Origin of the sequence: Aminobacter sp. MET-1, from assembly GCF_026521175.1 — a bacterium.
Taxonomy (GTDB): domain Bacteria; phylum Pseudomonadota; class Alphaproteobacteria; order Rhizobiales; family Rhizobiaceae; genus Aminobacter.
In genome coordinates this window covers 235,048-258,402 of the sequence record NZ_JAMSHL010000004.1, presented here as the reverse complement: position 1 = coordinate 258,402, position 23,355 = coordinate 235,048, and the positions used below count along the sequence as shown (strand labels likewise).

General features: G+C 64.2%; 21 protein-coding genes. 4 read left to right on the top strand and 17 right to left on the bottom strand.

Annotated elements, in window-relative coordinates:
* Window positions 1–8: 8 nt before the first annotated feature.
* The 9 genes from NDO48_RS08110 to NDO48_RS08070 all read right to left on the bottom strand — a co-directional run bounded on the left by NDO48_RS08110 (window position 9) and on the right by NDO48_RS08070 (window position 9,684).
* Window positions 9–1,037 (bottom strand): trans-3-hydroxy-L-proline dehydratase, encoded by a 1,029-nt coding sequence (locus tag NDO48_RS08110; RefSeq protein WP_018430248.1) that lies wholly within the window; start codon window positions 1,035–1,037, stop codon window positions 9–11.
* Window positions 1,038–1,098: 61 nt separating this feature from the next.
* The gene (locus NDO48_RS08105) at window positions 1,099–2,790 is read right to left on the bottom strand and encodes an aconitase X (protein WP_018430249.1); all 1,692 of its coding nucleotides are present in this window, start codon (window positions 2,788–2,790) and stop codon (window positions 1,099–1,101) included.
* Entirely contained in the window at window positions 2,787–3,788 is a 1,002-nt protein-coding gene (locus tag NDO48_RS08100; protein WP_018430250.1) for a 4-hydroxyproline epimerase, read from the bottom strand. The genes NDO48_RS08105 and NDO48_RS08100 overlap by 4 nt, the downstream gene beginning before the upstream one ends.
* A gap of 14 nt (window positions 3,789–3,802) precedes the next feature.
* On the bottom strand, window positions 3,803–5,050 hold the full coding sequence (locus NDO48_RS08095; RefSeq protein WP_018430251.1) for an FAD-dependent oxidoreductase: 1,248 nt from the start codon (window positions 5,048–5,050) through the stop codon (window positions 3,803–3,805).
* Between the two features lie 4 nt (window positions 5,051–5,054).
* Complete coding sequence (locus NDO48_RS08090) at window positions 5,055–5,777, bottom strand: amino acid ABC transporter ATP-binding protein (protein ID WP_018430252.1); 723 nt, start codon at window positions 5,775–5,777, stop codon at window positions 5,055–5,057.
* Window positions 5,770–6,423, bottom strand: a complete 654-nt coding sequence (locus NDO48_RS08085) for an amino acid ABC transporter permease (RefSeq protein ID WP_026227651.1) — start codon at window positions 6,421–6,423, stop codon at window positions 5,770–5,772. The genes NDO48_RS08090 and NDO48_RS08085 overlap by 8 nt, the downstream gene beginning before the upstream one ends.
* 12 nt (window positions 6,424–6,435) lie before the next feature.
* Window positions 6,436–7,101: an amino acid ABC transporter permease gene (locus tag NDO48_RS08080; RefSeq protein WP_267321269.1), complete on the bottom strand. Its 666-nt coding sequence runs from the start codon at window positions 7,099–7,101 to the stop codon at window positions 6,436–6,438.
* Between the two features lie 70 nt (window positions 7,102–7,171).
* The gene (locus NDO48_RS08075; RefSeq protein ID WP_018430255.1) at window positions 7,172–7,978 is read right to left on the bottom strand and encodes a transporter substrate-binding domain-containing protein; all 807 of its coding nucleotides are present in this window, start codon (window positions 7,976–7,978) and stop codon (window positions 7,172–7,174) included.
* A 188-nt stretch (window positions 7,979–8,166) separates the two neighbouring features.
* On the bottom strand, window positions 8,167–9,684 hold the full coding sequence (locus tag NDO48_RS08070) for an aldehyde dehydrogenase (NADP(+)) (RefSeq protein WP_018430256.1): 1,518 nt from the start codon (window positions 9,682–9,684) through the stop codon (window positions 8,167–8,169).
* Between the two features lie 151 nt (window positions 9,685–9,835).
* Between NDO48_RS08070 and NDO48_RS08065 the strand changes: the two genes are divergently transcribed.
* Window positions 9,836–10,873: an Ldh family oxidoreductase gene (locus NDO48_RS08065; RefSeq protein WP_026227652.1), complete on the top strand. Its 1,038-nt coding sequence runs from the start codon at window positions 9,836–9,838 to the stop codon at window positions 10,871–10,873.
* Window positions 10,874–11,091: 218 nt separating this feature from the next.
* On the opposite strand, the gene NDO48_RS08060 is transcribed toward NDO48_RS08065, so the two are convergent.
* The 8 genes from NDO48_RS08060 to NDO48_RS08025 all read right to left on the bottom strand — a co-directional run bounded on the left by NDO48_RS08060 (window position 11,092) and on the right by NDO48_RS08025 (window position 20,780).
* A complete protein-coding gene (locus tag NDO48_RS08060; RefSeq protein ID WP_018430258.1) occupies window positions 11,092–12,054 on the bottom strand; it encodes a dihydrodipicolinate synthase family protein in 963 nt (320 codons plus the stop codon).
* 122 nt (window positions 12,055–12,176) lie between these two features.
* Window positions 12,177–12,881 carry a GntR family transcriptional regulator gene (locus NDO48_RS08055; RefSeq protein WP_018430259.1) on the bottom strand — a complete coding sequence of 235 codons (705 nt, stop codon included), beginning with the start codon at window positions 12,879–12,881 and terminating at the stop codon, window positions 12,177–12,179.
* Between the two features lie 484 nt (window positions 12,882–13,365).
* Window positions 13,366–15,303 (bottom strand): CocE/NonD family hydrolase, encoded by a 1,938-nt coding sequence (locus NDO48_RS08050; RefSeq protein WP_018430261.1) that lies wholly within the window; start codon window positions 15,301–15,303, stop codon window positions 13,366–13,368.
* Between the two features lie 7 nt (window positions 15,304–15,310).
* Window positions 15,311–16,885 carry an ABC transporter substrate-binding protein gene (locus NDO48_RS08045; RefSeq protein WP_267321268.1) on the bottom strand — a complete coding sequence of 525 codons (1,575 nt, stop codon included), beginning with the start codon at window positions 16,883–16,885 and terminating at the stop codon, window positions 15,311–15,313.
* 23 nt (window positions 16,886–16,908) lie between these two features.
* Window positions 16,909–17,940, bottom strand: coding sequence for an ABC transporter ATP-binding protein (locus NDO48_RS08040; RefSeq protein ID WP_018430263.1), 1,032 nt, complete (start codon window positions 17,938–17,940; stop codon window positions 16,909–16,911).
* Entirely contained in the window at window positions 17,937–18,902 is a 966-nt protein-coding gene (locus NDO48_RS08035; RefSeq protein ID WP_018430264.1) for an ABC transporter ATP-binding protein, read from the bottom strand. The genes NDO48_RS08040 and NDO48_RS08035 overlap by 4 nt, the downstream gene beginning before the upstream one ends.
* A 1-nt stretch (window position 18,903) precedes the next feature.
* Entirely contained in the window at window positions 18,904–19,809 is a 906-nt protein-coding gene (locus tag NDO48_RS08030; protein WP_018430265.1) for an ABC transporter permease, read from the bottom strand.
* Window positions 19,806–20,780 carry an ABC transporter permease gene (locus NDO48_RS08025; RefSeq protein ID WP_018430266.1) on the bottom strand — a complete coding sequence of 325 codons (975 nt, stop codon included), beginning with the start codon at window positions 20,778–20,780 and terminating at the stop codon, window positions 19,806–19,808. Before NDO48_RS08025 ends, NDO48_RS08030 begins: the two co-directional genes overlap by 4 nt.
* Here NDO48_RS08025 and NDO48_RS08020 point away from each other — a divergent pair.
* From NDO48_RS08020 to NDO48_RS08010, 3 genes are all read left to right on the top strand, one after another.
* On the top strand, window positions 20,764–20,997 hold the full coding sequence (locus tag NDO48_RS08020) for a hypothetical protein (RefSeq protein WP_157632821.1): 234 nt from the start codon (window positions 20,764–20,766) through the stop codon (window positions 20,995–20,997). The two genes, NDO48_RS08025 and NDO48_RS08020, sit on opposite strands and share 17 nt — an antisense overlap.
* Window positions 20,994–21,908, top strand: a complete 915-nt coding sequence (locus tag NDO48_RS08015; RefSeq protein WP_018430267.1) for a LysR family transcriptional regulator — start codon at window positions 20,994–20,996, stop codon at window positions 21,906–21,908. The genes NDO48_RS08020 and NDO48_RS08015 overlap by 4 nt, the downstream gene beginning before the upstream one ends.
* A 127-nt stretch (window positions 21,909–22,035) precedes the next feature.
* Window positions 22,036–23,301, top strand: coding sequence for an AGE family epimerase/isomerase (locus NDO48_RS08010; RefSeq protein ID WP_040457096.1), 1,266 nt, complete (start codon window positions 22,036–22,038; stop codon window positions 23,299–23,301).
* The last annotated feature ends 54 nt before the right edge of the window (window positions 23,302–23,355 follow it).

Genomic DNA, 23,355 nt, shown 5'->3' with positions numbered 1-23,355 from the left:
ATGGCGCTCTACCGGGCGCCCCAGGTGTCGGTCAGGCGATAGCCCTCCGGCCATGGGTCCGACGGGTCAAGCATGTGCTGGTGCGTGCCGGTGATCCAGGCGCGGCCGGAGATTTCCGGCAGCACGGCCGGGCGGCCGCCGACTTCAGTGGTACCAACGATACGGCCAGTGAAGGTTGAGCCGATCACCGAAACCGCCGTCAGGCTGTCTTCCAGCCCCATCTGGCCGCGGGCATGCAGCACCGCCATGCGGGCAGAAAGCGCCGTACCCGTCGGCGAGCGGTCGACCTTGCCGGGCTGGATCGCGACTGCCGCCCCTGCACGCAGGCCTTCGGCCGTGCGCTCGACCGGGCCAGCGAACAAGCAGAAGGAAAAATGCTTCCAGTCTGGATTCTCAGGGTGATGGAAGCCGAGTGACGCATTGGCAGCATTGGTGATCTTCACGCCAAGCCTGGCAATGTCGTGAGCCTCGTCCGCCTTCAGGCTGAAGCCCAGGGCAGCAGCGTCGACGATGACGAAGCTGTCGCCGCCATAAGCGGTGTCGACAGTGAGCGTGCCAAGGCCCTCAACTTCGAGCTTGGCATCCAGTCGATCAGCGAAGCTCGGCAGGTTGCGCACGAAGATGCGTTCGGCCTTGCCATTGCGGCACTCGGCCCGGACGCGGACGAGGCCGCCGGGCGCTTCGAGCGTCATTTCCGTGATTGGCTCCTGCATCGGCACGATGCCGCTGTCGAGCAGCACCGTCGACACGCAGATCGAGTTCGAGCCAGACATGGGCGGGGTATCTTCCGGCTCCATGATGATGAAGGCCGCGTCTGCTTCCGGATGCTTCGGCGGCACCAGCAGGTTGACATGGCGGAACACGCCGCCACGCGGCTCGTTCAGCACGAAATTGCGCAAGGTGTTGTCGCGGGCGATCCAGCGGCTCTGCTCCCAGATCGTATCGCCTGGCGGCGGCGTCACGCCGCCGACGATGACGTCGCCGACCTCGCCCTCGGCATGGGCCGAAATCACATGGATGGTCTTTGTACTGCGCATGTTACCTCCTCGGGGCAATTCCTGATCGGAGCGGTTCCCGGACAGAACTGCGTAAGACGAACTAGGAAAGCCAGGCCGGCAAACGCTCGGGCACATGCCCGGTTAGGGCTGCGGTGACGCAATCGGCGAGGTTGCCGAAACGTACAGCGCGCCCGGAAAGGCCAGGGCCGTAATGGGCGTATTTGCCGGAATTGGTCATCAGCGCCCGCGTCCGCGTCGGAAACACCGGCTCCGAGATCGAGCACCAGCACAGGTCGGGGAGCACCTGCACGCCGCTCGCCTCAAGCTGCGCCAGCGTGCCGTCGGCACGGGCATCCGAAATCACCTGGTTGCCGGCAGTAACGATCACTGACACATCGGGCCTGCGTTTGCGGCCGTCGAGCGCTGCAGCAAGCGAGCGGCATTCGTCGAGTGAAGCGTGAGGGCTGCCGATGGCCACCAGCTCAACCTCTGCCGGTCCGGCGTTCAACACCTTCCATGCGGCAGTCATGTCGGCTCGCGTAATCGCCACGCGCTCCGCCTCCCTGTCAGCAGCACCTTCTGCCTCCGGCGTCACACCATCAATGTGCAGCATGGGGGCCGCCGATGTCGTGCCGAAGGCCGCGCAGAGTGCCTTGAGGTCGTCACGCGACGGGCTTCCGGCGGCGAGCCCACGCAATAGCGGGATGCGATCGGGCGCCGCCTTGCCGGCGAGATAGCCGACCAGCGGCCAGAACGCGTCATCCACGGCTTCGGGCAATTCGACGTCGATGACGCGCATAGCCTTGCGGTGGATGTCGAGATAGACGCCCGATAGCGGCGCACGGCCCGTCAGCGCGATGCAGAGGTCGAGGAAATCAGGGTGCTTCGCCGTGCGAGCGCCAAGTACGGTGTTGGCAAAGATCACCGCGTTGGATTCCGCCCAGGCGATCGTCTCGCCCCGTCCGGGCGCGCTGTCGAGCAGATAGGGCGAACAGGTGAAGGTCGGCCGGCAGCCCATGCGGACATAGGCATCGGCCAGCCTTGCGGCCGGATCGCCAAAGTCGTCGGGCACGCCCTGCACCTGCCAGTTGGCGCGGTCGACAGAGATGGCGTTCATCGTCGAGGGAACACGGACGCGCGCGCCCATGTCGGCCATCTTTTCGGCAAAGGTCAGGTTCGCCGGGCTGGCATAGATGCAGCCGTCGATATGGACTTGGGTCACATCAACCAGTCGGCGCGCCCCCTGTTGCGCTGCCATGGCCGAGATGATGCGCATCGCCTGTTGCACGGCCACGCCCTCGTCGCCGTCGAGCATGGCGCGGTCGGTCTCGGTAAGTTCGAGTTCGGATGTGGCAGGCGGACTGACCGGCAGCACGAGGCCGTCGGCCTCGATGGCCGCGTCGGTGATGCTCGCCGACTTGGCCCGCGACAGAGCCTCATAAGCCTCGGGCGCCAGGCGAAGCACCGGCAGCGGCTTGCCGAACAGCTCGGAAGCGATCAGCGCGCCAAGCGTCAGCACATCCTCGGCTTCGGAAAACACAAGCGCCGCCGGCGCGCGGCCAGTCAGGACGAGGTCCAGAAGCACGCCCGAGCCTGTGCACGAGCCCCGGCTCGACGGCATCATCAGGATGCTGCCGGTCAGGCACGTACCGTGCAGCGGATGGTGAACGTCGATGACGCTTCCGGTGGCGGGATTAACCCCGCCCCAGAAACTCAACGCTTCGCGGGAGGCGATGACCGGCCCGCTGGCCGCGCCGCCCAGGATGCTGCGAGCGGGTGCTTCCTGGCTCATTTCACCACGAAGCCGTGTGCGAATGGATCGCGGTCATCGATGAAGATGGTGTTGATGCCGGTCTGCCGGGCCCAGCCGGCTATGGACGGGATGATCGCGTCGCGGTCGGCCACCTTGGTCGCCGCTTCGACCCGGCCCTTGAAGATCGAGCCGATGATCGATTCATGCCAGAACTCGTCGCCGACCTTCAGCTTGCCCTTGGCCGCGAGCTGGGCCATGCGCGCCGACGTGCCGGTGCCACAGGGCGAGCGGTCGATGGCTTTCTCGCCGTAGAAAACGGCGTTGCGCGCATGCGCGCCTTCGACCGTCGGCTTGCCGGTCCACTGGATGTGGCTGAGTCCCTGGATCTCCGGGTGCTCGGGGTGGACGAACTCGTATTTGGCGTTGAGCGCTGCGCGCAGCTTCGGGCTCCAGCCCACCATTTCACCGGCCGTGTGGTCGGCCATATCTCGGAAATTCTTCTGCGGCTCGACGATGGCGTAGAAATTGCCGCCATAGGCGACGTCGACGACGATCTCGCCCAGGCCCTCGACCTCAGCGGTCAGGCCCTCTGCATAGAGGAAGCCGGGAACGTTGGTCAGGCGCACTTCCTCGACGAAACGGCCTTCCTGGCGGTAGGTAATGTCGACCTTGCCGGCCGGCGCGTCGATCGACAGCTTGCCGGGCTCGCGCGGGGTGATCAGGCCGTTCTCGATGGCCATGGTGATGGTGCCGATGGTGCCGTGTCCGCACATAGGCAGGCAGCCCGAAGTCTCGATGAACAGCACGGCAACGTCGCAGTCCGGGCGCGTCGGCGGATAGAGGATCGAGCCCGACATCATGTCGTGGCCGCGCGGCTCATACATCAGCCCGGTGCGGATCCAGTCGAACTCGCGCAGGAAATGCGCGCGCTTTTCCAGCATGTTGGCGCCCTCGAGGCGCGGGCCGCCGCCCGAAACGAGACGGACGGGATTGCCGCATGTGTGTCCGTCGAGGCACGAGAAAGTATGATTGGCCATAGTTTAGACCCCTGTCAGAATCTTTGAGGCGAGAAGGATGCGATGTCGATGGCGGGCGTCTTGCCGGTCAGAAGATCGGCGACGATCCGAGCAGTGCCTGCCGATTGGGTCAGGCCGAGATGGCCATGGCCGAATGCATAGATGACGCGGTCGGTGGCGCGCGCAGCACCGATGGCTGGCAGGCTGTCGGGCAGCGACGGGCGGAAACCCATCCATTGCACGCCGCCGCCCGGCTTGAGGCCCGGCAGGAAGGCCTGCGCCTTCTTCAGCATGGCTTCGGAGCGGCGGAAGTTCGGCGCGAGCTTCAGGCCACCGAGTTCGACCGCACCGCCGACGCGGATGCCCGTCGAAAGCCTGGTGACGACGAAGCCGTGGCCACCGAAGGTCACCTGCGTGCGCAGGTCGAAGGCATCGGAAGGCAGCGTGGTGTTGTAGCCGCGCTCGGTCTCCAGCGGGATGCTCTCGCCAAGGGTCTTGGCGATCCGGTGCGAGAAGGCTCCAGCAGACAGCACGACCTTGCCGGCACGGCGGACACTGCCGTCTGCCGTGGCGAGTTCGACCCCGCCCTCGACCGGCCGCAATGCCGTCACCTCGGCGCGTTCGATGGAACCGCCCGACGTCAGGAAATACTCGGCAAGCGCCAGCACATAGAGCCTGGGATCGGAAATCGAAAACCAGCCCGGCGTGAACGTGCCATGGGTAAAGCGTTTGGCGAGACCCGGCTGAATCTCCGCCATGTCGGCCGCGTTGAGGTGATGGAACTCGATCCCATGCACTTCACGCGCCTGCCAGCCCGGCAGCGATGCCTTGAGTTCGGCCTCGCCTTCATAGACCTGGAGATTGCCTTCCTTGCGCAGCATCGGCGCCGTGCCGGTCTGGTGCAGGAAGGGCTCGAGCTCGGCCTTGGACAGGTCCATCATCGCCGTCTGGGCGGTGGTAGAATGCACCACGCGCTTCGCCGAGCAGGCCCGCCAGAAACGGAACATCCAAGGCGCGATCTGGAAGGCATAGGCTGGCGGCACCGACAGCGGGCCGAGCGGATCGAGCAGCCATTTCGGCGCTTTCTTCAGAATACCTGGAGAGGCCAATGGGAGGATATCGGTGAAGGCAAAGGCCCCGGCGTTGCCGGCCGAGGCACCGGCTGCCGGCCCCTCGCGGTCCAGCACCGTAACCTTCAGCCCGCGCGCCTGCGCGGCGATCGCCGCCGAGAGCCCGACAACTCCCGCTCCGATGACGATGACGTCGGCCTGCTCGTTCATCATGCCCTCAATGCGTTGCCGCAAGGAACTTCTTGGTCTCGGCGTGCTGGGGCGCGTCGAACAGCTGCTCCGGCGGCGCGATCTCGGCCATGATGCCCTGGTGGAAGAAGGCGACGCGGTCGGAAACCTCGCGCGCAAACTTCATCTCATGCGTCACACAGATCATTGTCATGCCCTCGGAAGCGAGCATGCGCAGCGTGTCGAGCACTTCGCCCACAAGCATCGGATCGAGCGCCGAGGTCACCTCGTCGAACAGCATGTAGGTGGGCGACATGGCGAGCGCACGGGCAATGGCCATGCGCTGCTGCTGGCCGCCTGACATGCGGTTCGGGTAGACCGAAAGCTTCTCGGCAAGACCAACATGGGTCAACTGCTTCACCGCCATTTCCTCAGCCTTTTCCTTGGAGAGGCCAAGCACCTTGCGGGGGGCAAGCATGACGTTTTCCAGCACCGTCAGATGCGGGAAGGCGTTCCACTGCTGGAACACGATGCCGACCTTCTGGCGCAGCTTGTTGAGGTCTGTGCCCTTGGCATGCACGTCGGTGCCGTCGATCACCACACGGCCCGCGGCGATCGACTCCAAACCGTTGATGCAGGTCAGAAGCGTCGACTTGCCCGAGCCCGAACCGCCGATGATGGTGACGACCTCACCCTTCTGGACGGTGAGGTTGATGCCCTTGAGGACCTCCAGCTGGCCGAAGGATTTGCGGACGTTTTCGATCTCAATCATTGGGGGACCACCGTTTCTCGAGATACCCGCCAAGTCGGGCGATGGGAAGGCTGATGATGAAATAGATGGCGCCGCAGATCAGCAGGATAAACAGCGGCTCCTGCAGGCGGGTGACGAGGATCTGCGAGGCGCGCAACAACTCGATCAGCCCGAGCCACAGCACCAGTGCGGAGTCCTTCATCACGCCCAGCGTCAATCCGATCCACGAAGGCAGTGAAACGCGGATGGCGAGCGGCGCCACAATGTAACGCATGTCCTGCCACCAGGTCATGCCGAGCGAGCGTGCGGCACGGCGCGTGTTCGTCGGTACGGAATCGATGCCGCCGCGCACGATCTCTGTACAATAAGCGGCCGTGTAGAGCGACAGCACCACGCAGGAGGTGGTGAACGGCGCCCACCCCAGCTTCATGATGGCCTGCAGCGCATTGCCCAGGACCAGTTGGATGAGCAGTGGGACCGAACGAAAGACGTCGAGGATGAAGGTCAGCGGGGCGGCCCAGTAAGGGCCGATCTGGAAACGGATGATACCGAACAGGATGCCGAGCACGGTACCGGCGGCGACGGACACGGCGGTGACGGCAAGCGTCATCCCCGCGCCTTGCGCAAGGAAGGCCAGGTCACTCCACGAGAGGGCAGTGTTGAACATCTCTCACCTCTCTCAGTAGCGGAACATGCGCGCGGCGAAGACGCGGGCAGCCAGCGTCACCGCCTTGGCGATGAGGTAGTAGATGACTGCTGCGATGGCGAAGAACTCGAAGGTGCGGAACGAGCGCGCATTCAGCTCCTGCGTGACGCCGGCGAGGTCGGTGTTCATGCCGACGGTGACGCCAAGCGAGGTCATCAGGATCGCCCAGACCATCTGGTTGGTGGCCGGCAGGAATGCGACGCGCAACATCTGCGGCATCACGATCAGTCGAAAAGCCTGCAGCGATGTCATACCAAGCGAGCGGCCGGCGCGTGTCTGCGTCTCCGGGATCGCCTTGAGCGCGCCACGGAAATTCTCAGCCAGATAACCTGCATTGTTGAAGGCGATGCCGACCAGGAGCGCGATGAATGGGCTCAGGTGGATGCCGAAATTGCCGAGGCCGAAATGGGCCATGTAGATCTGGAACAGCGCAGGCGTGTTGCGCGCGATTTCGACCCAGGCGGTGGCGAAACCGCCAAGAAGGCGATTGCCGGACAACCGGAAGAAGGTCAGCGCGATGGCGATCGCCATCCCGATGATCATCGACAGCAGCGCGATCTGCAGGGTGACCAGCGCGCCATCAAGCATCTGCGGCAGGGCCTTGAGGGCCTGATTCCAATGGAAGGTGTAGTTGAACATTGCCGTCTCACCTTTCGAAAAGGATCAACGGCGCGAGGCTTAGCCTCGCGCCGCCATAGAAACGGTCAGATCAGCGGTAAACGCCGTTCACCGCAAGAGACGGCAGCTCGCCGCCGACCCACTTTTCGTAAAGTTCCTTGTAACGGCCGGTGCGGACCTGCTGGTTGATGAACAGGTTCAGGTAGTTGATGAGGCCGTATTCCTCACGGTTGGTGAACAGCGCGACATAGTCGATGTCGAATGGCGCGTTGCCGACCACGGAGATGCCGGGGAACTTGCCGGTCTTGACGTTGGCCTGGGCAACCGTCGAGGTCGACACGGTGGCGTCGAGCTGACCCTGGCTCAGAGCCAGGAACACGTCGGCCTGGGTCTGGTAAGGACGGAACTCGCCCACGCCCCATTCCTTGACCTGCTTTTCGAGAGCGATGGCTTCATAGGTGCCGGCGGTGGCGCCCACGACTTTGCCCTTCATGTCCTCGAATGACTTGATGCCGGTCTTGTCGTTGGAGGTGACGGCCATCTGGAATGCGAAGTAGGGAACCGTCATGCCGACGGTCTTGGCGCGCTCCAGAGTATCCGAGGTCGAGGCGACGCCGACATCGACGCGGCCCGACATCAGCGCGGGAATGCGCTCGGGGAACGGCGTCTCGACGATCTCGGCGGTGACGCCGAGCGCCTTGGCCAGATCGTTGCAGTAGTCGACGTCGAAGCCGATCGGGTTGTTGCTCGCGTCGCGCGAACCCATCGGCGGGAAGTCGAGCACGACGGCGCAGCGCAGCGTGCCCGAAGCGATGATGTCGTCCAGCTTGTCGGCGTGAGCCTGGCCGGTCAGTGCGGTGGCGGCCATGAGGCCGAAGGCGAGAACCGAAGTCTTCATTGTCACACTCTCTCCCTGAGTAGGTCTGTCTGTCGGTTGACGGCGGCGCACTATTCCGCGTCGGAGAGCGTAAATCAAATTAAAAATACAAGTCGTATACAAAAAGTATCCGAAATGTCGGCTTACGACGCCACCGGCGCCGGGCCTCCCGCAAGGGGAGGTCCGGACTTAGCCGGCAAATCGAGAGATCAGCCGAGGAAGTCTTCGGGCAGCAGGCCTTCCGGCATGTTCTGGTAGGAAACCGGGCGCAGGAAGCGGCGGATCGACATGGTGCCGACACTGGTTGCGCCGAAATTGGTCGAGGCCGGATAGGGCCCGCCATGCACCATCGAATCGGCCACCTCGACACCGGTCGGGAAGCCGTTGACCAGCACACGGCCAGCCTTGCGCTCGAGCACCGGGCGCAGGCGACGGGCCGCTTCGAGGTCGGCGGCGTCCATATGGATTGTCGCGGTCAGCTGACCTTCGAAGCCGCGCGCGATCTGCTCCATCTCGTCGAGCGAGCCGACACGAACGACCATGCCAAGCGGCCCGAAGACCTCTTCGCCGAGCAGATGGTCGGACACGAACTGCGCGCCCGTCGTCTCGAACAAGTTCGGCGTCGCGCTGCGACCCGACGATTCGGTCGTCAGCAGCGGCTTGACCGTGTTGCGCGTGGCAAAGCGTGCTGCACCCTCATGATAGGCCTTGGCGATGCCGTCGGTCAGCATGGTCTGCGGCCCGACCTTGGCAAGCGCTTCGGTGGCGGCAGCCACGAAGCGGTCGGCATCGGCGCCGTCGATCACCACGGCGATGCCGGGATTGGTGCAGAACTGGCCAGCCCCCATGGTCAGCGACCCGGCCCAGCCCTGCCCCAGGGCTTCGCCACGCGCCTTCATCGCTTCCGGCAGCATCATCATCGGGTTGACCGAACCGAGCTCGCCGAAGAACGGGATCGGCTCCGGACGCTGCGCGCAGAGATCAAACAGGGCACGGCCGCCGGCGAGCGAGCCGGTGAAGCCCACGGCCTTGATCAGCGGATGCTTGACCAGCGCATGGCCGACGTCGCGGCTGCCGCCTTGGATCAGCGAGAACACGCCCGGATGAACGCCCGTGCTGGCAATCGCCGCGGCAATCGCCTGGGCGACGATCTCACCGGTGCCGGGATGGGCCGAGTGGCCCTTGACCACGACCGGGCAGCCGGCTGCGAGTGCCGCCGCCGTGTCGCCGCCGGCAGTCGAAAACGCGAGCGGGAAGTTCGAGGCGCCGAACACTGCGACAGGACCCACCGGGCGCTGGATCAGCCTTATCTCCGGGCGCGGCAGCGGCTGGCGGTCGGGCAATGCGGCATCCAGGCGACGGTCGAGATAGTCACCCTTCTCGATATGGTCGGCGAACAGGCGAAGCTGACCGGTCGTGCGGCCACGCTCGCCTTGCAGGCGGGCCTCCGGCAGGCCGGTTTCCTGGCTGCCGATCTCGGTGATCTCGGCGGCGCGTGCCTCAATCTCGTCGGCAATTGCGCGCAGGAAGGCGGCGCGTTCCTGTCGCGACGAATTGGCGTAGCTCCAGAAGGCATCCTCGGCTGCTTCGCACGCGCGGTTAACCAGATCGACGGTGCCCGCGGCAAACTGGTGCACGGGGCCATGCGCAGGCGCGCTGGCGAAGGTGCCGGCTCCGTCGAGCCATTCGCCCGCAACGAGGTGTTTTCCCTTGGGAGTGAAAGCCATGCGACGTTCCTTTCTGGATGACCGGCGCGTCCTTTGGTGACGATCGACGCGCAGTCGAATTGCACTTGTCGAGTATTTGTATACTCTATGTATGCAAAACTTCAACCGCCGTGCCCGCCTGTCAGGCCCAGCCATGCATGAGAGAGACGAGATGAGTGAGACCACTGCCCTGCCCATCAGCGCGCTGCACGAGCGCGTCGAGGCGATCTTCCGCAAGGCAGGGCTGAATGCCGTCCAGTCAGGCGCGCTGGCCCGGGTGATCGTTGCCGGCGAGCGCGACGCCTGCAAATCGCACGGCATCTACCGCATCGAAGGCACGCTACGCACGGTCAAGGCCGGCAAGGTAAAGCCCGACGCCGAGCCGGAATTGCTGCCGCAGGAAGGCTCGGCCATCGTCAGGGTCAATGCCAGGAGCGGTTTCGCCAATCCGGCCTTCGAGCTCGGCTTGCCGGCGTTGGTCGAACGCGCCCGCTCCTTTGGCCTTGCGGCGCTTGTCATCAACGACTGCACCCATTTTTCCGCCCTCTGGCCGGAGGTCGAGGCGATCACCGATCAGGGTCTGGCCGGCCTGGTAATGTGCCCGAGCTACGCCTCGGTGGCGCCCGCAGGCGGCAACAAGCCGCTGCTCGGCACCAACCCCTTCGCCTTTGGCTGGCCGCGCCCGGACAAGTCGCCCTACGTCTTCGATTTCGCCACCTCGGTCGCCGCGCGCGGCGAGATCGAACTGCATCGCCGTGCCGGCAAGCCACTGCCTGAGGGCTGGGCCATCGACGCAGACGGCAAGCCGACCACAGATCCGACGGCGGCACTTGCCGGCGCCATGCTGCCCTTCGGCGGCCACAAGGGCTCGGCCATCGGCACGATGATCGAGCTGCTCGCCGGCATCATGATCGGCGATCTGACCAGCCCGGAAGTGCTGGAATATCTGGGCACCACGACGCTGGCCCCGCCGCATGGCGAGCTTATCCTCGCCTTCTCGCCCAAGGCCTTCGCCGCCGGCCGTCCCGGCGATCCCTTCGCCCGCGCCGAGACGCTGTTCGAAGCCATCGCCGGCCAGGGCGCCCGCCTGCCCTCCCAGCGCCGCTACGTCGCCCGCACCAAATCGGAGGCGGAAGGCATCGTGCTCAACGCAGCCGAGATGGAGCTGCTCGACCGCCTGCTGGCGCAGGGGCTCGACGCGGTCTCGTAACGGGCCCGACCACCTTCCGGAAAATCGCCTCCGACCCCGGCTTGCTGCGCAAACACCTCCCCCCGATCGACTGCGGGGAGGTGCCTCGCAAAAGCAACGCGGAGCGGGGCGCTACCAGTCACACACGAGCTCAAAAAAGACCGACCCTCAACCCAAACAAAAAAGGCCCTCCCGATCACTCGGGAGGGCCTTTCTTTTTCATTCGCCTCGGGACCAGATCAACCCTTGTACTTCTCGACCGCGCCGGGAAGCTTGCTCCATGCGCCGTACCAGGCGTTGAACAGTTTGAACTGTGCCTCGCAATAGCCGCGCTGGCTGTCAGTCAGGGCGTCGGTCTCGTTGAAGTGGAGCGTGTACTCCTTGTCGCCCTTCATCACCATCATGTGCTTGAAGTAGAGGACGAGGTCGGGGCCTTCGTCGAAGGACGACAGCACGGCCAACGCCTGCTCCAGCTCCAGCGCGCGCTGGCGGGCATCGACGTCGCCGGCAGCCGCAGCCTGCGACAGGTTGCAGAGGTGGATCACTTCCTTCGGCAGCACGTTGCCGATGCCGGTAATGGCGCCGGTTGCGCCACAATTGACGAAGCCGTGGAAGACAGCCGTGTCGACGCCGATCATCAGCGAAACGCCGTCATCGCGGCTGGTGATGTTCTCGGCCGCATAGCGCATGTCGGCGTTGCCGCCGAATTCCTTGAAACCGACGAGGTTCTTGTGCTCGGCACGGAGCGCGAAGAACAGGTCGGCACGAGTGGCAAAGCCGTAGTACGGGCTGTTGTAGATGACCGCGGGCAGATCGGGAGCCGCCGACAGGATCGCCTTGAAATGCGCCTTCTGGGCGGTGAGCGACGGGCCACGCGACAAAACGCGGGGGATGACCATCAGGCCATGCGCGCCAACTTTCTGGGCGTGCGCGGCATGAGCCACGGCCGAGGCGCTGTTGATGCCGCCGGTGCCGACGATGACAGGCACGCCGGCCTTCACTAGGCGCTCGACGCCTTCCATGCGCTGCTCGTCGGTGAGCAGCGGCCAATCACCCATGGAGCCGCAATAAACAACGGCAGACATGCCCTGCGCGATCAGCTCCTTGCCCTTGCGGACGAGCGCGTCGAAATCGGGGGTGCGATCCTCCTTGCAGGGGGTCATCAGTGCGGGGATTACGCCAGTGAAAATCTTCGCCTTCATCTCAAACTCCTCTGGGCCTGTCATATCGGCACGACCGCCACGTCAAAACGACGCCGTTTCCGTGCCCTCGCCGTCGATTATACGCTTTGCATTTTATTTGTCGACAAGAAATCGACAGAAACTTACAACGCCACTTCAAGCCTGTCATTGCGGGTAAAGAGCTTCTGGATCTGGTGCACGATCTGCTCGGCATGCGCCTTGGCCAGCTGGTCAGCGGCGTCGACGTCGCGAGCCGCAATCACCGCGATCATGTCCTCGTGTTCGTCGACGAAACGCTGCGGCAGCCGGTCTTCGTAGGACTGGTAGTAGAGCCTAAGGATGCGCCGCCCCTCGTCGAGCAGCCGGTTGAACAGGCTGGTGAAATAAGGATTGCGCCCGGCCTCCGAGATCGCCTGGTGCAGGGCCGCGTTGGTGGCGATCATGGCGAGTGCGTCCTGCGCCTGCACGGCGGCGGCGAATTCGGCCTGGTGGGCGCGGATCACCTTGAGGTCCTCGGGGCGGTGATATTGGGCCGCCAGCCTTGTGGTCACGCGGTACATTAGCACCAGCGCGTCGAAATAGGTGTGCATGTTGAGGAAGTCGATATTCGACACCATGGTCGAGCGGTTGGGCAGCGTATCTATCAGGCCCTCGCCCGCCAGCCGCACCAGCGCCTCGCGGATCGGCGTGCGCGACATCTTGAAACGCTCGGCAAGCTGCACCTCGTCGATCGGGCTGCCCGGCAGCAGGACGAGATCGAGAATCTCGTCGCGCAGAAGGTCATAGACCATCTTCACGCCAGAGCCGCGCTTGCGTTCAGGGATGGTGTTCGTATCGGCTTCGGTCATCTGGCAATCCTTTTGTCGACAAGAGAAATACTTCTCGTTCCCTTCATGATCAACCTTTTCCCGAGCCTGTGTGACCGGATCGCAGAAATCTCCAGCGGAAAACCAGCTAACTCGCTCCCCCGTTGGCGAGTTCGCCAGATGCGGCCCTGGCAAGGGTCCTGCCCCTCGCCATAGCTGCACTGAATCCAGAACCAGGCATGTGTCTCTGCTTGAAATCCATAATTTTCCCTATAAGAATTTTATATTCTTTAAGGGAAAGAGTTGAAAAATGGCGGGGAACAAGACGAAGCGCGGGCGACCGCCCAGCGGCGGCAGCGTGGCAGTGCATTTGAGATTCTCGGACGCGGTCGCATTCGCCATCGACAACTATAGGCGACAATATTTGCCCGACGCCAACCGCCAGGATGCGGTTCGCGACCTCATACGACAGCAACTCGCGTCGCAAGGCATGCTTACGACGCCTGACGAGCCCTAAGGAAGCCCTCTACGGCTTCAGCGGTGACAACGGCTCGAACCTGTCTGCGGCCACAACCTGAAGGTTGAGGCGCGACGGCCTGGCTGCATCGCAGAACACCGTGTTGCGGGCGACGCGACTTGTGCGGCCACGCCCTTCGGGCGCACCTGTGTTCGGATTGACGTCGTATTTCGGGAAGTTTGACGACGAGATATCGAGCCGCAGCCTGTGACCCTTCTTGAACAGATTGGCGGTCGCGAAAGGCTCGATGGTGATCTTCATCATCTCGTCAGGCACGCAAGGCTGCGGTGCTGCGAAGCCGTTGCGATAGCGACAGCGGAAGATGCCGTCCGTGACGATCATCGCAAATCCGGTCGGAAACTCTTCGCTCGGCGGGTAGACATCGACCAGCTTGGCGGTGAAGTCGGTGTCGAGGCCATCGGTCGCGGCGAAAAGCTCGATCTCGACGGGTCCCACCACCGCCATGTCCTCGCCAAGCGGCTCGGTCTCGAATGACAGCACGTCGAGCCTTGCTGCGAGCGGCATGTTTGTATCGCCGCAGCCAAAGAACCGGCTGCTTTCGCGCTGGTCGAAACCGCCGCCCTCAAACACCGGCTGGCCGCTGGTCAGCGCCCCACCGATCGTAGGCACCGGGTTCTTCGGATCGAAGTCGTAGACGAAGGGGGCAGCGTCCACGCTGGGAAGCGTCTCCGACAAGCTGCCATTTGGATGCAGGTTCAGCGCGAGCCTGCTGCCTGCCGGCAATGGCCAATCGGGCGCGGCGATCCAGCGACCGCCATGGTCGATGCGGCCTTCGGCGGTGCGCCGTCCCGAACCGCCGCCCATCAGGAACAGGCGGACGCGCGGATCGGCTTCGACTGCATTGTCGACGTTCTTCAGCCAGCGGTCGAACCAGCGGCGGCGGAACTCCAGCCAGCTTTCGGCGACATTGCCGCCAAGCGGCGCAGCGCTGCCGAAATCGACATCCCCGGCAAAGGTGGCATTGCGGTTGCCGTGCAGGTTGGGGCCCATCACCACCGACAGCGGTCGGTTCGGATCTCGCGACAGGCCCTCGTAGTTCTCGAAGGTCGTCCGCACATAGGCGTCGTACCAACTCGACACCAGCGCCACGGCCACATTGGGGAAGGTGTCGTAGCTGTCCAGGGCATAGATCCCTGGCTGCTTCCAGTAATCGTCGAATGTGCCCCGGCGCCATTGCTCGAGCAGATAGCCCTCATATTCGGGAACCCAGCGCACCGGCGAACGCCCCTCCGACCAGGGCATGGCTTTGAACCACTCCCTGACGTCCTCTGCCTCAAGCGCCCTAAGCAGATCAGGATTGTCCTTTGCAGCCCCTGCCTCGCGCGCGTGATTGTAGGCCCAGGTCGCCTGCTTCAGCTCGAACGCCCCGCCCTGGCGGATGCCACAGGTGAAGGCGTTGGAGAAGCCGCCGGAGTCCAGCACCATCGCGGCGAGGCCTGGCGGATTGAGGCAGGCAAGCGCCATCTGCGTATGCGCCGCGTAGGAAAGGCCCATGGTGCCGACCCGGCCATTCGACCAGGGCTGCTCGACCAGCCAGGCGATGGTGTCGTAGCCGTCGGGTCCCTCGGCGAGATATTTGACGAACTCGCCTTCCGAACCATTGCGGCCACGACAATCCTGATAGGCGACGACGTAGCCGTGGCGAACGAAATGTGTCGCCACCTCGGCACGCGTCATCGGCCGTTCCATGCCGACTTCGATTTCCGAGCGCGAGCGCTCGCTTTTGCCGTAGGCCGTGCGCTCTAGGAGAACCGGCAGGGCTTGCCCCGCCGGTACTCCATTTTGAGCCGGGCGATAGATGTCTGTGGCCAGACGGATCCCGTCACGCATCGTCACCATGACGTCGCGGTGAACCACGACGCCCCCGGCAACCGGCTCTGGCGCCGGCAATACGAAAACATCCATCGCTTCGGCAGTCGCTTCCATGTCGTGCTTACTTTGCCGTCCGCGCATAGGCGGCCAGCGTGTCCTCTGCCTTGTTGGCGGTGTAGTCGATGTCGGCGCGGCTCGCCCATGTCACCACAGGCCAATAGAGCGGCAGGATCGCAGCGTCGCCGAAGGCAATCTCCGCGGCTTCGGCGAGCAGGGCATTGCGCTTGTCGACATCGAATTCCGACAATGCTGCACGCATCTTCTCGTCATAGGCCGGGTTCGAGTAGCGGGCGCGGTTGAACGAGCCGGTGCCGGCCTCCTTGTCGTAGGTCATCAGAACGTTGTTCATGCCCGATGCCGAGGACGGCGTGGTGGTGCCGAAGGAGAAGATGAAGGCGCTGAATTCCTGCTTGCCGGCGGCACCTGCATAGACGCTGTAGGGCTGGGTAACGACGCCGTTCACCTTGAGGCCGCCGCGCGCGAAAAGCTGGCCCAGCGCCTGCGCCACGTCGGCGTCACCGGCGAAGCGGTCGTTGGACGAGTGGATGGTGATACCGAAGCCATCGGCATGGCCGGCCTCGGCGAGCAGCTTCTTGGCCCCCTCAAGGTCGATAGCACCTGGCTCGAGCTTGTCGGAATGGCCACCGATGCCCTCGGGCACGAGTTGCCCCGCCGGCACGCCTGCACCGGACAGGATGCGGTCAATCAAAAGCTGGCGGTCGACCATCTTGGACATTGCCTGGCGAACACGCGTGTCCCTGAGCGGGTTCGGCACCAGGTTCTTGCCGTCCTTGTCGGTAACGAAGGGGCTTTCGTCGCGCGCCGAGTCCAGCGCCAGATAGACGATACGCGCCGACGGGGTCGAATGCAGTGCGATGTTCTCGATGCCCTTGAGCGTCGCGACATCGGCCGGTGGCACGGCGTCGATCAGGTCGACCGCGCCGGAGCGAAGGGCAGCGACCCGAGCAGCATCGTTGGAAATGGCGCGGAAAGTCACCTTTTCGAATTCCGGCTTGTCGCCCCAGAAATCGTCATTGCGCTGGAGCACGAGGCGGTCGCCGGGCACCCATTCGACGAACTTGTAAGGACCGGTTCCGATGGCAGCGGCGCCGCCGATGAAGTCCTGGCTGGTTTTGCCCTCGGTCGCCTTCTTCGAGACGATGTAGACCATGCCGGCCAGTTCCATGAATTGCGGCGTTGGCTTCTTGGTGGTGAAACGAATGGTCTGCGGATCGACGATCTCCATCTTGGCGATCGGCCCGACATTGGCGGTGAACGGCGCCGGGCTATTCTCGATCTTGGAGATGCGCTCAAGCGAGTAAACCACGTCCTCGGCGGTCAGCGGCGAGCCGTCATGGAACTTCACGCCGGACCGCAGTTTCACCTCCCAGGTCAGCGGGTCGACGTTCTTCCAGCTCTCGGCAAGGTTCGGCTTGACCTGCAGATTGGCATCCGGCTCGACCAGGCGGCCGAACACCTGTTGCGCCAGGTTCTGGTTGTTGCCGGTGCGCGAAAACTGCGGATCGACCGACGACGGCTCGGTAGAGATGCCGACGACGAGGTCGGCGGCAAGGGCCGCGGTCGACAGGCTGGTGGCCAGAAGCAGGCCGGCGACTGTGGATCGGATCAGGTTCATTTTTAGGCTCCCCTTTGTGTTGGTTAGGTCGTGATCTCGGCCGGGCGGGCGATCACGCTCACCGGCGTTTCATTGAGATGGCAGGCGCTGATGTGCCCCGGCGCGATCTCGCGCAGCAACGGCCGCTCCCGGCGGCAGCGGTCGAAGGCATGCGGGCAACGCGGGTGGAAATGGCAGCCGCTCGGCGGGTGCAACGGTGACGGAATCTCGCCCTTGACCGGATTGAACTGGCGTCGCCGCTGTTTGATGGTCGGCACCTCCGACAGCAGCGCCATCGTGTAGGGGTGGTTCGGCGCGGCAAAGAACGCATCGGCCGGTGCGCTCTCGACAATGCGGCCGAGATACATGATCGCGACGCGGTCGGAGATGTGTTTCACCACGCCGAGATCGTGGCTGATGAAAAGGTAGGTCAGCCCCAACTCCTGCTTCAGCTCCATGAACAGGTTCAGGATCTGCGCCTGGATAGACACGTCCAGCGCCGACACCGATTCGTCGCAGATCAGGAAGCGTGGCTTGACCGCCAGCGCCCGGGCGATGCCGATACGCTGGCGCTGGCCGCCAGAGAACTGGTGTGGGTAGCGCTTGAGATAGGACGGGTCGAGGCCGACACGCTCCATCAACGCAGCCACCATGTCAGGCGCCTGGCGCTTCGGCACCATGCAATGGGCCACAGGCGCCTCGCCGATGATGTCGAGGATCGTCTTGCGCGGGTTGAGCGACGACATCGGATCCTGGAAGATCATCTGCGAGGTCAGCCGGACAGCCTTGGCCTCCTGCCGGGGCAGCGCCGAGATGTCCTTACCCTCCCAGCGCATCGTACCAGTGGACTGGGGCAGGATGCCCGCCATGATGCGCCCGAGCGTGGACTTGCCGCAGCCGGATTCGCCAACAAGGCCGACGACCTCGCCCGGATTGATGGCCAGCGAGACATCGTCGACGGCATGAACGACACGCTCTTCCAGCTTGGCGCCGAACATGCGGGCCAGCTTTTCGGCATAGTCCAGGCCGCGCGAGAAGCGCCTGGACACGCCGATGCCTTCGATCAGCGGGGTCATGCTGCCCTCTCGAATTGTGGGTTGAAGCAGCGATAGAGATGACCGTCGAAGGCCGAAGCCTCCGGTTCCGCCTCGCAGGCGGCGGTGGCTGCAAAACAGCGCAGCCTGAACGGGCAGCCGGACGGCCGCCTGAGGGGCGAGGGCGCCATGCCGGGGATCGGCGTCAAGGCCTCGCCGCGATCGAGATTGGCGGGGACCGAGCGCATCAGGCCGATCGTATAGGGATGAACAGGGCGGTCGAGCACATCGTCGACCGTGCCTGTCTCGACGATGCGGCCCGCATACATGACCGCGACCTTCTGGGCGAGGCCGGCGACCACGCCAAGATCGTGGCTGATCCAGATCAGCGACATGCCGAATTCGCCGCTGAGCCGCTGGATGACCGCCAGGATCTGCGACTGGATGGTGACATCAAGTGCGGTGGTGGGCTCGTCCGCGATGATCAACTCAGGTCGGTGCAGCAGCGCAATCGCAATGGCCACACGCTGGCGCATGCCGCCCGAAAACTGGTGCGGGTACGCCGCCAGCCGCTCGTCCGGCGAAGGTATGCCGACGAGGCCAAGTGCTTCGACGGCGCGCGCCCGGGCATCGGCCTTCGACACCTTGTCGTGGGCCCGCACGGCCTCGACCATCTGGGTCTCGATCGACAGCACCGGGTTGAGCGTCATCATCGGGTCCTGGAAGATCATGGCAATCTTCTTGCCCCTGATGGCGCGCATCTCCTGGGGCGAGCGTCCGACGAGGTCCTGGCCCTGGAACAGGATCTTGCCGCCAGTCACGCGTCCCGGCGGGTCGACCAGCCCGAGGATGGAGAAGCCGGTGATCGACTTGCCCGAGCCAGACTCGCCGACGAGTCCCAGAATCTCGCCGCGACCGATCTCGAAGGACACGCCGTCGACCGCCTTGGCGACACCGTCGCGGGTGAAGAAATGGGTGGAGAGGTTTTCGACCTTGAGCGTCATCTCAGCGCTCCGACAGACGAGGGTTGAGCACTTCGCGCAGCCGGTCGCCGACGATGTTGATGCTGAAGACGAGCGAGAGCAGCAGAAGGCCCGGATAGACCGAAATCCAGTACTGGCCCGACAGCAGCGTCTGGTAGCCATTGGCGATCAGCAAGCCGAGCGACGGCTCGGTGATCGGCAGGCCGATGCCGAGGAAAGACAGCGTTGCCTCCGCCGAGATGGCGTTGGCGATCTGCAGCGTACCGATGACGATGATCGGCGGCAGGCAGTTGGGCAGCATGTGGCCGAACAGGATGCGAGGCCTGGAAAGGCCGAGCGAGGCTGCCGCTTCGACATATTCCTTGCCGCGTTCGACCAGGGCAGCGGCGCGCACGGCACGGGCAAACTGCGCCCACTGCACGATGACCAGCGCCAGCACGACTTTCCATACGCCTTGCCCAAGCAACGCCAAAAGCATCAGCGCGACGAGGATGGTGGGAAAGCCCAGCATCAAGTCGACCAGTCGCATGATGAGCGTGTCGATGCGCCCGCCAAAGTAGGCCGCGGCGAGGCCGAGCGCGGTGCCGACGGCAAGAGCTACGACGCCTGCGAACAGGCCGACGCCCATCGACGTCCTGAGACCGTAGACCATGGCCGACAGCATGTCGCGGCCTTGGCCGTCGGTGCCGAGCAGGTAGAGCGTGCCGTTCATGCTTTGCGACATCGGCGGCAGCCGCGCGTCGAAAAAGTCGATTGCCGTCAGATCGTAGGGGTTCTGCGGCACCAGATAGGGGCCGAAGACAGCCGCAAGAATAAGGAACAGGCAGGCCACCAGGCCGACCGTGGCCTTGGGACTCTCCAGAATGCCGCGCAGCGAGCGCGCCCAGAATGCCTGGCTGTCGTTGAGCTTGAGAGCGGATGTGATCATTGGCCGTCTCCCAGACGTATCCGGGGATCGAGGATCGAATAGACGATGTCGACGACAAGATTGATGAGGATGAACATCGTCACGACCACCAGCAGGTAGGCCACGACCACGGGCCGGTCGAGAACGGTAATGGAATCGATCAGCAGCTTGCCGATGCCCGGCCACGCAAAGATGGTTTCCGTCACCACCGCAAAGGCGATGACCGAGCCAAACTCCATGCCGACCACCGTCACGATAGGGATCATGATGTTCTTCATCACATGGACAAAGATGATGCGGCGCTCAGACAGGCCCTTGGCGCGGGCGAATTTGATGAAATCGAGCGGCATCGTCTCGCGCACGCCGGTGCGCGTCAGGCGGATCACGAGTGAAAGCTTGAACAGCGCAAGGTTCGTTGCCGGCAGGATCAGGTGCTTGAGGCCGTCGAGGCTGGCGAGGCTCGTGGTGATGCCGAAGATTTCGCCGGTCTCGCCGCGTCCAGACGACGGCAGCCAACCGAGCCAGACCGAGAAGATCATGATCAGCATCATGCCCTGCCAGAAGTTGGGCAGGCTGAAGCCAAGGATCGAGCCGGTCATGATGGTTTCGTCGGTGACCGACTTCGGCCTGAGGCCGGCGATCAGGCCAAGCGGGATGCCAAGGATGAGCGCAATGGCGAGAGCCACGAAGGCCAACTCCAGCGTGGCGGGCAGGCGCTGAAAGATCAGGCCGACAGCCGGCTGGTTGAAGACGAAGGAGCGGCCGAGATCGCCATGCAGCGCATCGACCAGGAAGGACCAGTATTGCACGATCAGCGGTCGGTCGAGGCCAAGCGCCTGGATCGCCGCGTCGCGCTCGGCGGCGCTGGCATCGGCGGGGATCATGATGTCAATCGGGTTGCCGATGGCGTAGATGCCGATGAAGACAAGAACCGAGGTCGCCAACAGCACGAGCAGGCTTTGTACGACCCGACGGATGATGAAGACGGTCATCGTGCGCGGCCGTCCGGCCTGGCTCGCCCGCAAGGGCTTGGCTTGGGTGGCAAAAGAGTGTTCTCCTCGCTGCGCCGGTTCGGCCGGCTGCCATTTGAGGATCGAGTTAGCAGTGACGTCGACAGAGGCGCAATCTTATGAGTTTTGTGCATTGCCCGATGCGAAAGCAGCGTTTGGCGCGGTGATCGGCCTGCCCGCTTCAGAGGCGGGCGGATGAACCTGCGTCAGCTCGAAGTCTTCCGGGCGGTCATGCAGACCGGCTCGACCATCGGCGCGTCGGGCGTGCTCAGCCTGTCGCAATCGGCGATCAGCCGCCAGCTCACCAGCCTCGAAGAGGAGATCGGGCTGGAGCTGTTCCGCCGCGAAAAAGGCCGACTGATCCCCAAGCCCGAGGCCGCCGCCCTGCTGCAGGAAGTCGGCGAATTGTCCGACGTGCTCGCCCGCCTTAAGCGCCGCACCGACGAACTCAGCGCCGGCTGGTCGGGCAAGACGCTGATCAAGATGGGCTTTCCTCATTCGCTGACGACCACCTTGCTGCCCGCGTTGGTCCGCGATTTCCTCGCCATGCAGACCGAGGTGAGCATAGAACTCGTGGCAGGACCCTATGACGCCATCGAGCGCGCTGTCATGGGCCGCACTGTCGACTTCGGTTTCGTCCGGCTGCCGACGGAGGATCGCGGGCTGCAGACCATGCCGCTGGTTTCGAGCGGCCAGCTCTGTGCCCTGCCCGTTGGCCACCCGCTCTCCGAGCAGGATGCCGTCAGTGCCGACGATCTGTCGCGAACCGACCTCGTGCTGCTCGGTCGCTTGCGGTCAAGCCGCGAGGACATCGAGGAAAGGCTGCGCCGCGCCCAGGGGACGGTGCGCTGCCGTGTCGAGACACATTCGGTCGAATCGAGCGTGGCGATGGTCGCCGAAGGCATCGGTGTTTCGATCATCCCGGCGCTGATCGGCAACCTGCTCAAATCCGACCGCGTCGTCATGCGCCCCTTCTCGCCGCCGCTGTGGAACGACTACGGCATCGCCACCCTGCGCGACACCCAGTTGTCCCGGCCCGTGCTTGGCTTCATCGAGATGCTCAAAGAACGGTTGGTCGGCGACGGCGTGATGACCAAGGCGATAGGTTAAGCGCGCCCACCGAAACCCAAATCCGCACGCCCAGCGTTTTCCAGTTGAGCGGAGGGCCGGGAACGGCTTACGTCGCATATGGCGCGTTGCGATGAAGCGCGCCCGGGGATCAGGCAAGGACACGATCATGGCTTCACTGCAATTTCAGCCCGGCGCGGCGAAGTGGACGACGCTGCAGACCCACCGCCTGTGGCTGCTGCAACAGGCGGAAGCCCTGTTTTCCTTCTTCGAGCGCGCAAGCCTCAATCCGCTCGGCGGGTTCTACGAGCTTGACGACCATGGCCGTCCCTTTGCGGCAGGCGCCGTGCCCGGCAAGCATGCCGGCCGCCAGATCCATGTCACGACACGCATGGTCCATTGCTTCGCCATCGCCCATCTGATGGGCCGCCCCGGCGCTGATGCGCTTGTCGACCACGGCATGGACTTTCTCTGGAACGGTCATCGCGACCAGGCCAATGGCGGCTATTTCTGGGGCGTCGGCTACGAAGGACCGTCCAACGACACCAAGCAGGCCTATGGCCATGCCTTCGTGCTGCTTGCCGCCTCCAGCGCCAAGGTCGCCGGGCACCCGGATGCCGACCGTCTGCTGACCGACATCTCGACCGTGTTGTCAGAGAAATTCTGGGAACAGGCGCATGGCGCTGTGGCGGAGGAATTCACCGCCGACTGGAAGTCCTACGACACATATCGCGGCCAGAACTCCAACATGCACCTGACCGAGGCGCTGATGGCCGCTTTCGAAGCCACTGGCGACGCCAACTACCTCGCCATGGCCGAGCGCATCGCCGACCTCATCATATCAAAGCATGCGGCCACCGCCGGCTGGCGCCTGCCCGAGCATTTCACCTCGGACTGGCAACTCGACCGCGACTATTCCGGTGACCCGATGTTCCGTCCCTTCGGCACCACGCCGGGCCATTCGCTGGAGTGGGCGCGGCTACTGCTGCAGCTCTGGGAGCTTGGTGGGCGCAAGCTCGGCTGGCTGCCCGACGCGGCGAAGAACCTGTTCGCCCAGGCGACATCGGACGGCTGGGACGCGGCCAGGGGAGGCTTCTACTACACGCTCGAATGGGATGGCTCAGCCCGCATCCGCGACCGCTACTGGTGGCCATGCTGCGAGGCCATAGGGGCGGCGAGCGTGCTCAACGCCATCGACGGCGCTCCCGAATATGAGGAGTGGTACCGCCGTGTCTGGAACTTCTGCGCCACCCGCTTCATCGACCGCCGCAACGGCGGCTGGCACGCCCAGCTCGACAACGACCTCAAGCCCAATGCCGGCCCGTTCTATGGCAAGCCTGATATCTACCACGCTTTGCAAGCCTGCCTGATCCCGCTTCTGCCGACCACGGGCTCCATCACCCGCGGGCTCGTCAAGACGGGCATCAGGCTCTGACGCTGCACGGAATTGATTGATCCAAGGCGATTTGGGCGCGCGCTGTGCCTGAAT

What these genes read in the sequence shown, in the direction of transcription:
- NDO48_RS08110 (WP_018430248.1), bottom strand. Translation starts at nt 1,037, where the DNA reads ATGCGCAGTACAAAGACCATCCATGTGATTTCGGCCCATGCCGAGGGC.
- NDO48_RS08105 (WP_018430249.1), bottom strand. Translation starts at nt 2,790, where the DNA reads ATGAGCCAGGAAGCACCCGCTCGCAGCATCCTGGGCGGCGCGGCCAGC.
- NDO48_RS08100 (WP_018430250.1), bottom strand. Translation starts at nt 3,788, where the DNA reads ATGGCCAATCATACTTTCTCGTGCCTCGACGGACACACATGCGGCAAT.
- NDO48_RS08095 (WP_018430251.1), bottom strand. Translation starts at nt 5,050, where the DNA reads ATGATGAACGAGCAGGCCGACGTCATCGTCATCGGAGCGGGAGTTGTC.
- NDO48_RS08090 (WP_018430252.1), bottom strand. Translation starts at nt 5,777, where the DNA reads ATGATTGAGATCGAAAACGTCCGCAAATCCTTCGGCCAGCTGGAGGTC.
- NDO48_RS08085 (WP_026227651.1), bottom strand. Translation starts at nt 6,423, where the DNA reads ATGTTCAACACTGCCCTCTCGTGGAGTGACCTGGCCTTCCTTGCGCAA.
- NDO48_RS08080 (WP_267321269.1), bottom strand. Translation starts at nt 7,101, where the DNA reads ATGTTCAACTACACCTTCCATTGGAATCAGGCCCTCAAGGCCCTGCCG.
- NDO48_RS08075 (WP_018430255.1), bottom strand. Translation starts at nt 7,978, where the DNA reads ATGAAGACTTCGGTTCTCGCCTTCGGCCTCATGGCCGCCACCGCACTG.
- NDO48_RS08070 (WP_018430256.1), bottom strand. Translation starts at nt 9,684, where the DNA reads ATGGCTTTCACTCCCAAGGGAAAACACCTCGTTGCGGGCGAATGGCTC.
- NDO48_RS08065 (WP_026227652.1), top strand. Translation starts at nt 9,836, where the DNA reads ATGAGTGAGACCACTGCCCTGCCCATCAGCGCGCTGCACGAGCGCGTC.
- NDO48_RS08060 (WP_018430258.1), bottom strand. Translation starts at nt 12,054, where the DNA reads ATGAAGGCGAAGATTTTCACTGGCGTAATCCCCGCACTGATGACCCCC.
- NDO48_RS08055 (WP_018430259.1), bottom strand. Translation starts at nt 12,881, where the DNA reads ATGACCGAAGCCGATACGAACACCATCCCTGAACGCAAGCGCGGCTCT.
- NDO48_RS08050 (WP_018430261.1), bottom strand. Translation starts at nt 15,303, where the DNA reads ATGGAAGCGACTGCCGAAGCGATGGATGTTTTCGTATTGCCGGCGCCA.
- NDO48_RS08045 (WP_267321268.1), bottom strand. Translation starts at nt 16,885, where the DNA reads ATGAACCTGATCCGATCCACAGTCGCCGGCCTGCTTCTGGCCACCAGC.
- NDO48_RS08040 (WP_018430263.1), bottom strand. Translation starts at nt 17,940, where the DNA reads ATGACCCCGCTGATCGAAGGCATCGGCGTGTCCAGGCGCTTCTCGCGC.
- NDO48_RS08035 (WP_018430264.1), bottom strand. Translation starts at nt 18,902, where the DNA reads ATGACGCTCAAGGTCGAAAACCTCTCCACCCATTTCTTCACCCGCGAC.
- NDO48_RS08030 (WP_018430265.1), bottom strand. Translation starts at nt 19,809, where the DNA reads ATGATCACATCCGCTCTCAAGCTCAACGACAGCCAGGCATTCTGGGCG.
- NDO48_RS08020 (WP_157632821.1), top strand. Translation starts at nt 20,764, where the DNA reads ATGATGAAGACGGTCATCGTGCGCGGCCGTCCGGCCTGGCTCGCCCGC.
- NDO48_RS08025 (WP_018430266.1), bottom strand. Translation starts at nt 20,780, where the DNA reads ATGACCGTCTTCATCATCCGTCGGGTCGTACAAAGCCTGCTCGTGCTG.
- NDO48_RS08015 (WP_018430267.1), top strand. Translation starts at nt 20,994, where the DNA reads ATGAACCTGCGTCAGCTCGAAGTCTTCCGGGCGGTCATGCAGACCGGC.
- NDO48_RS08010 (WP_040457096.1), top strand. Translation starts at nt 22,036, where the DNA reads ATGGCTTCACTGCAATTTCAGCCCGGCGCGGCGAAGTGGACGACGCTG.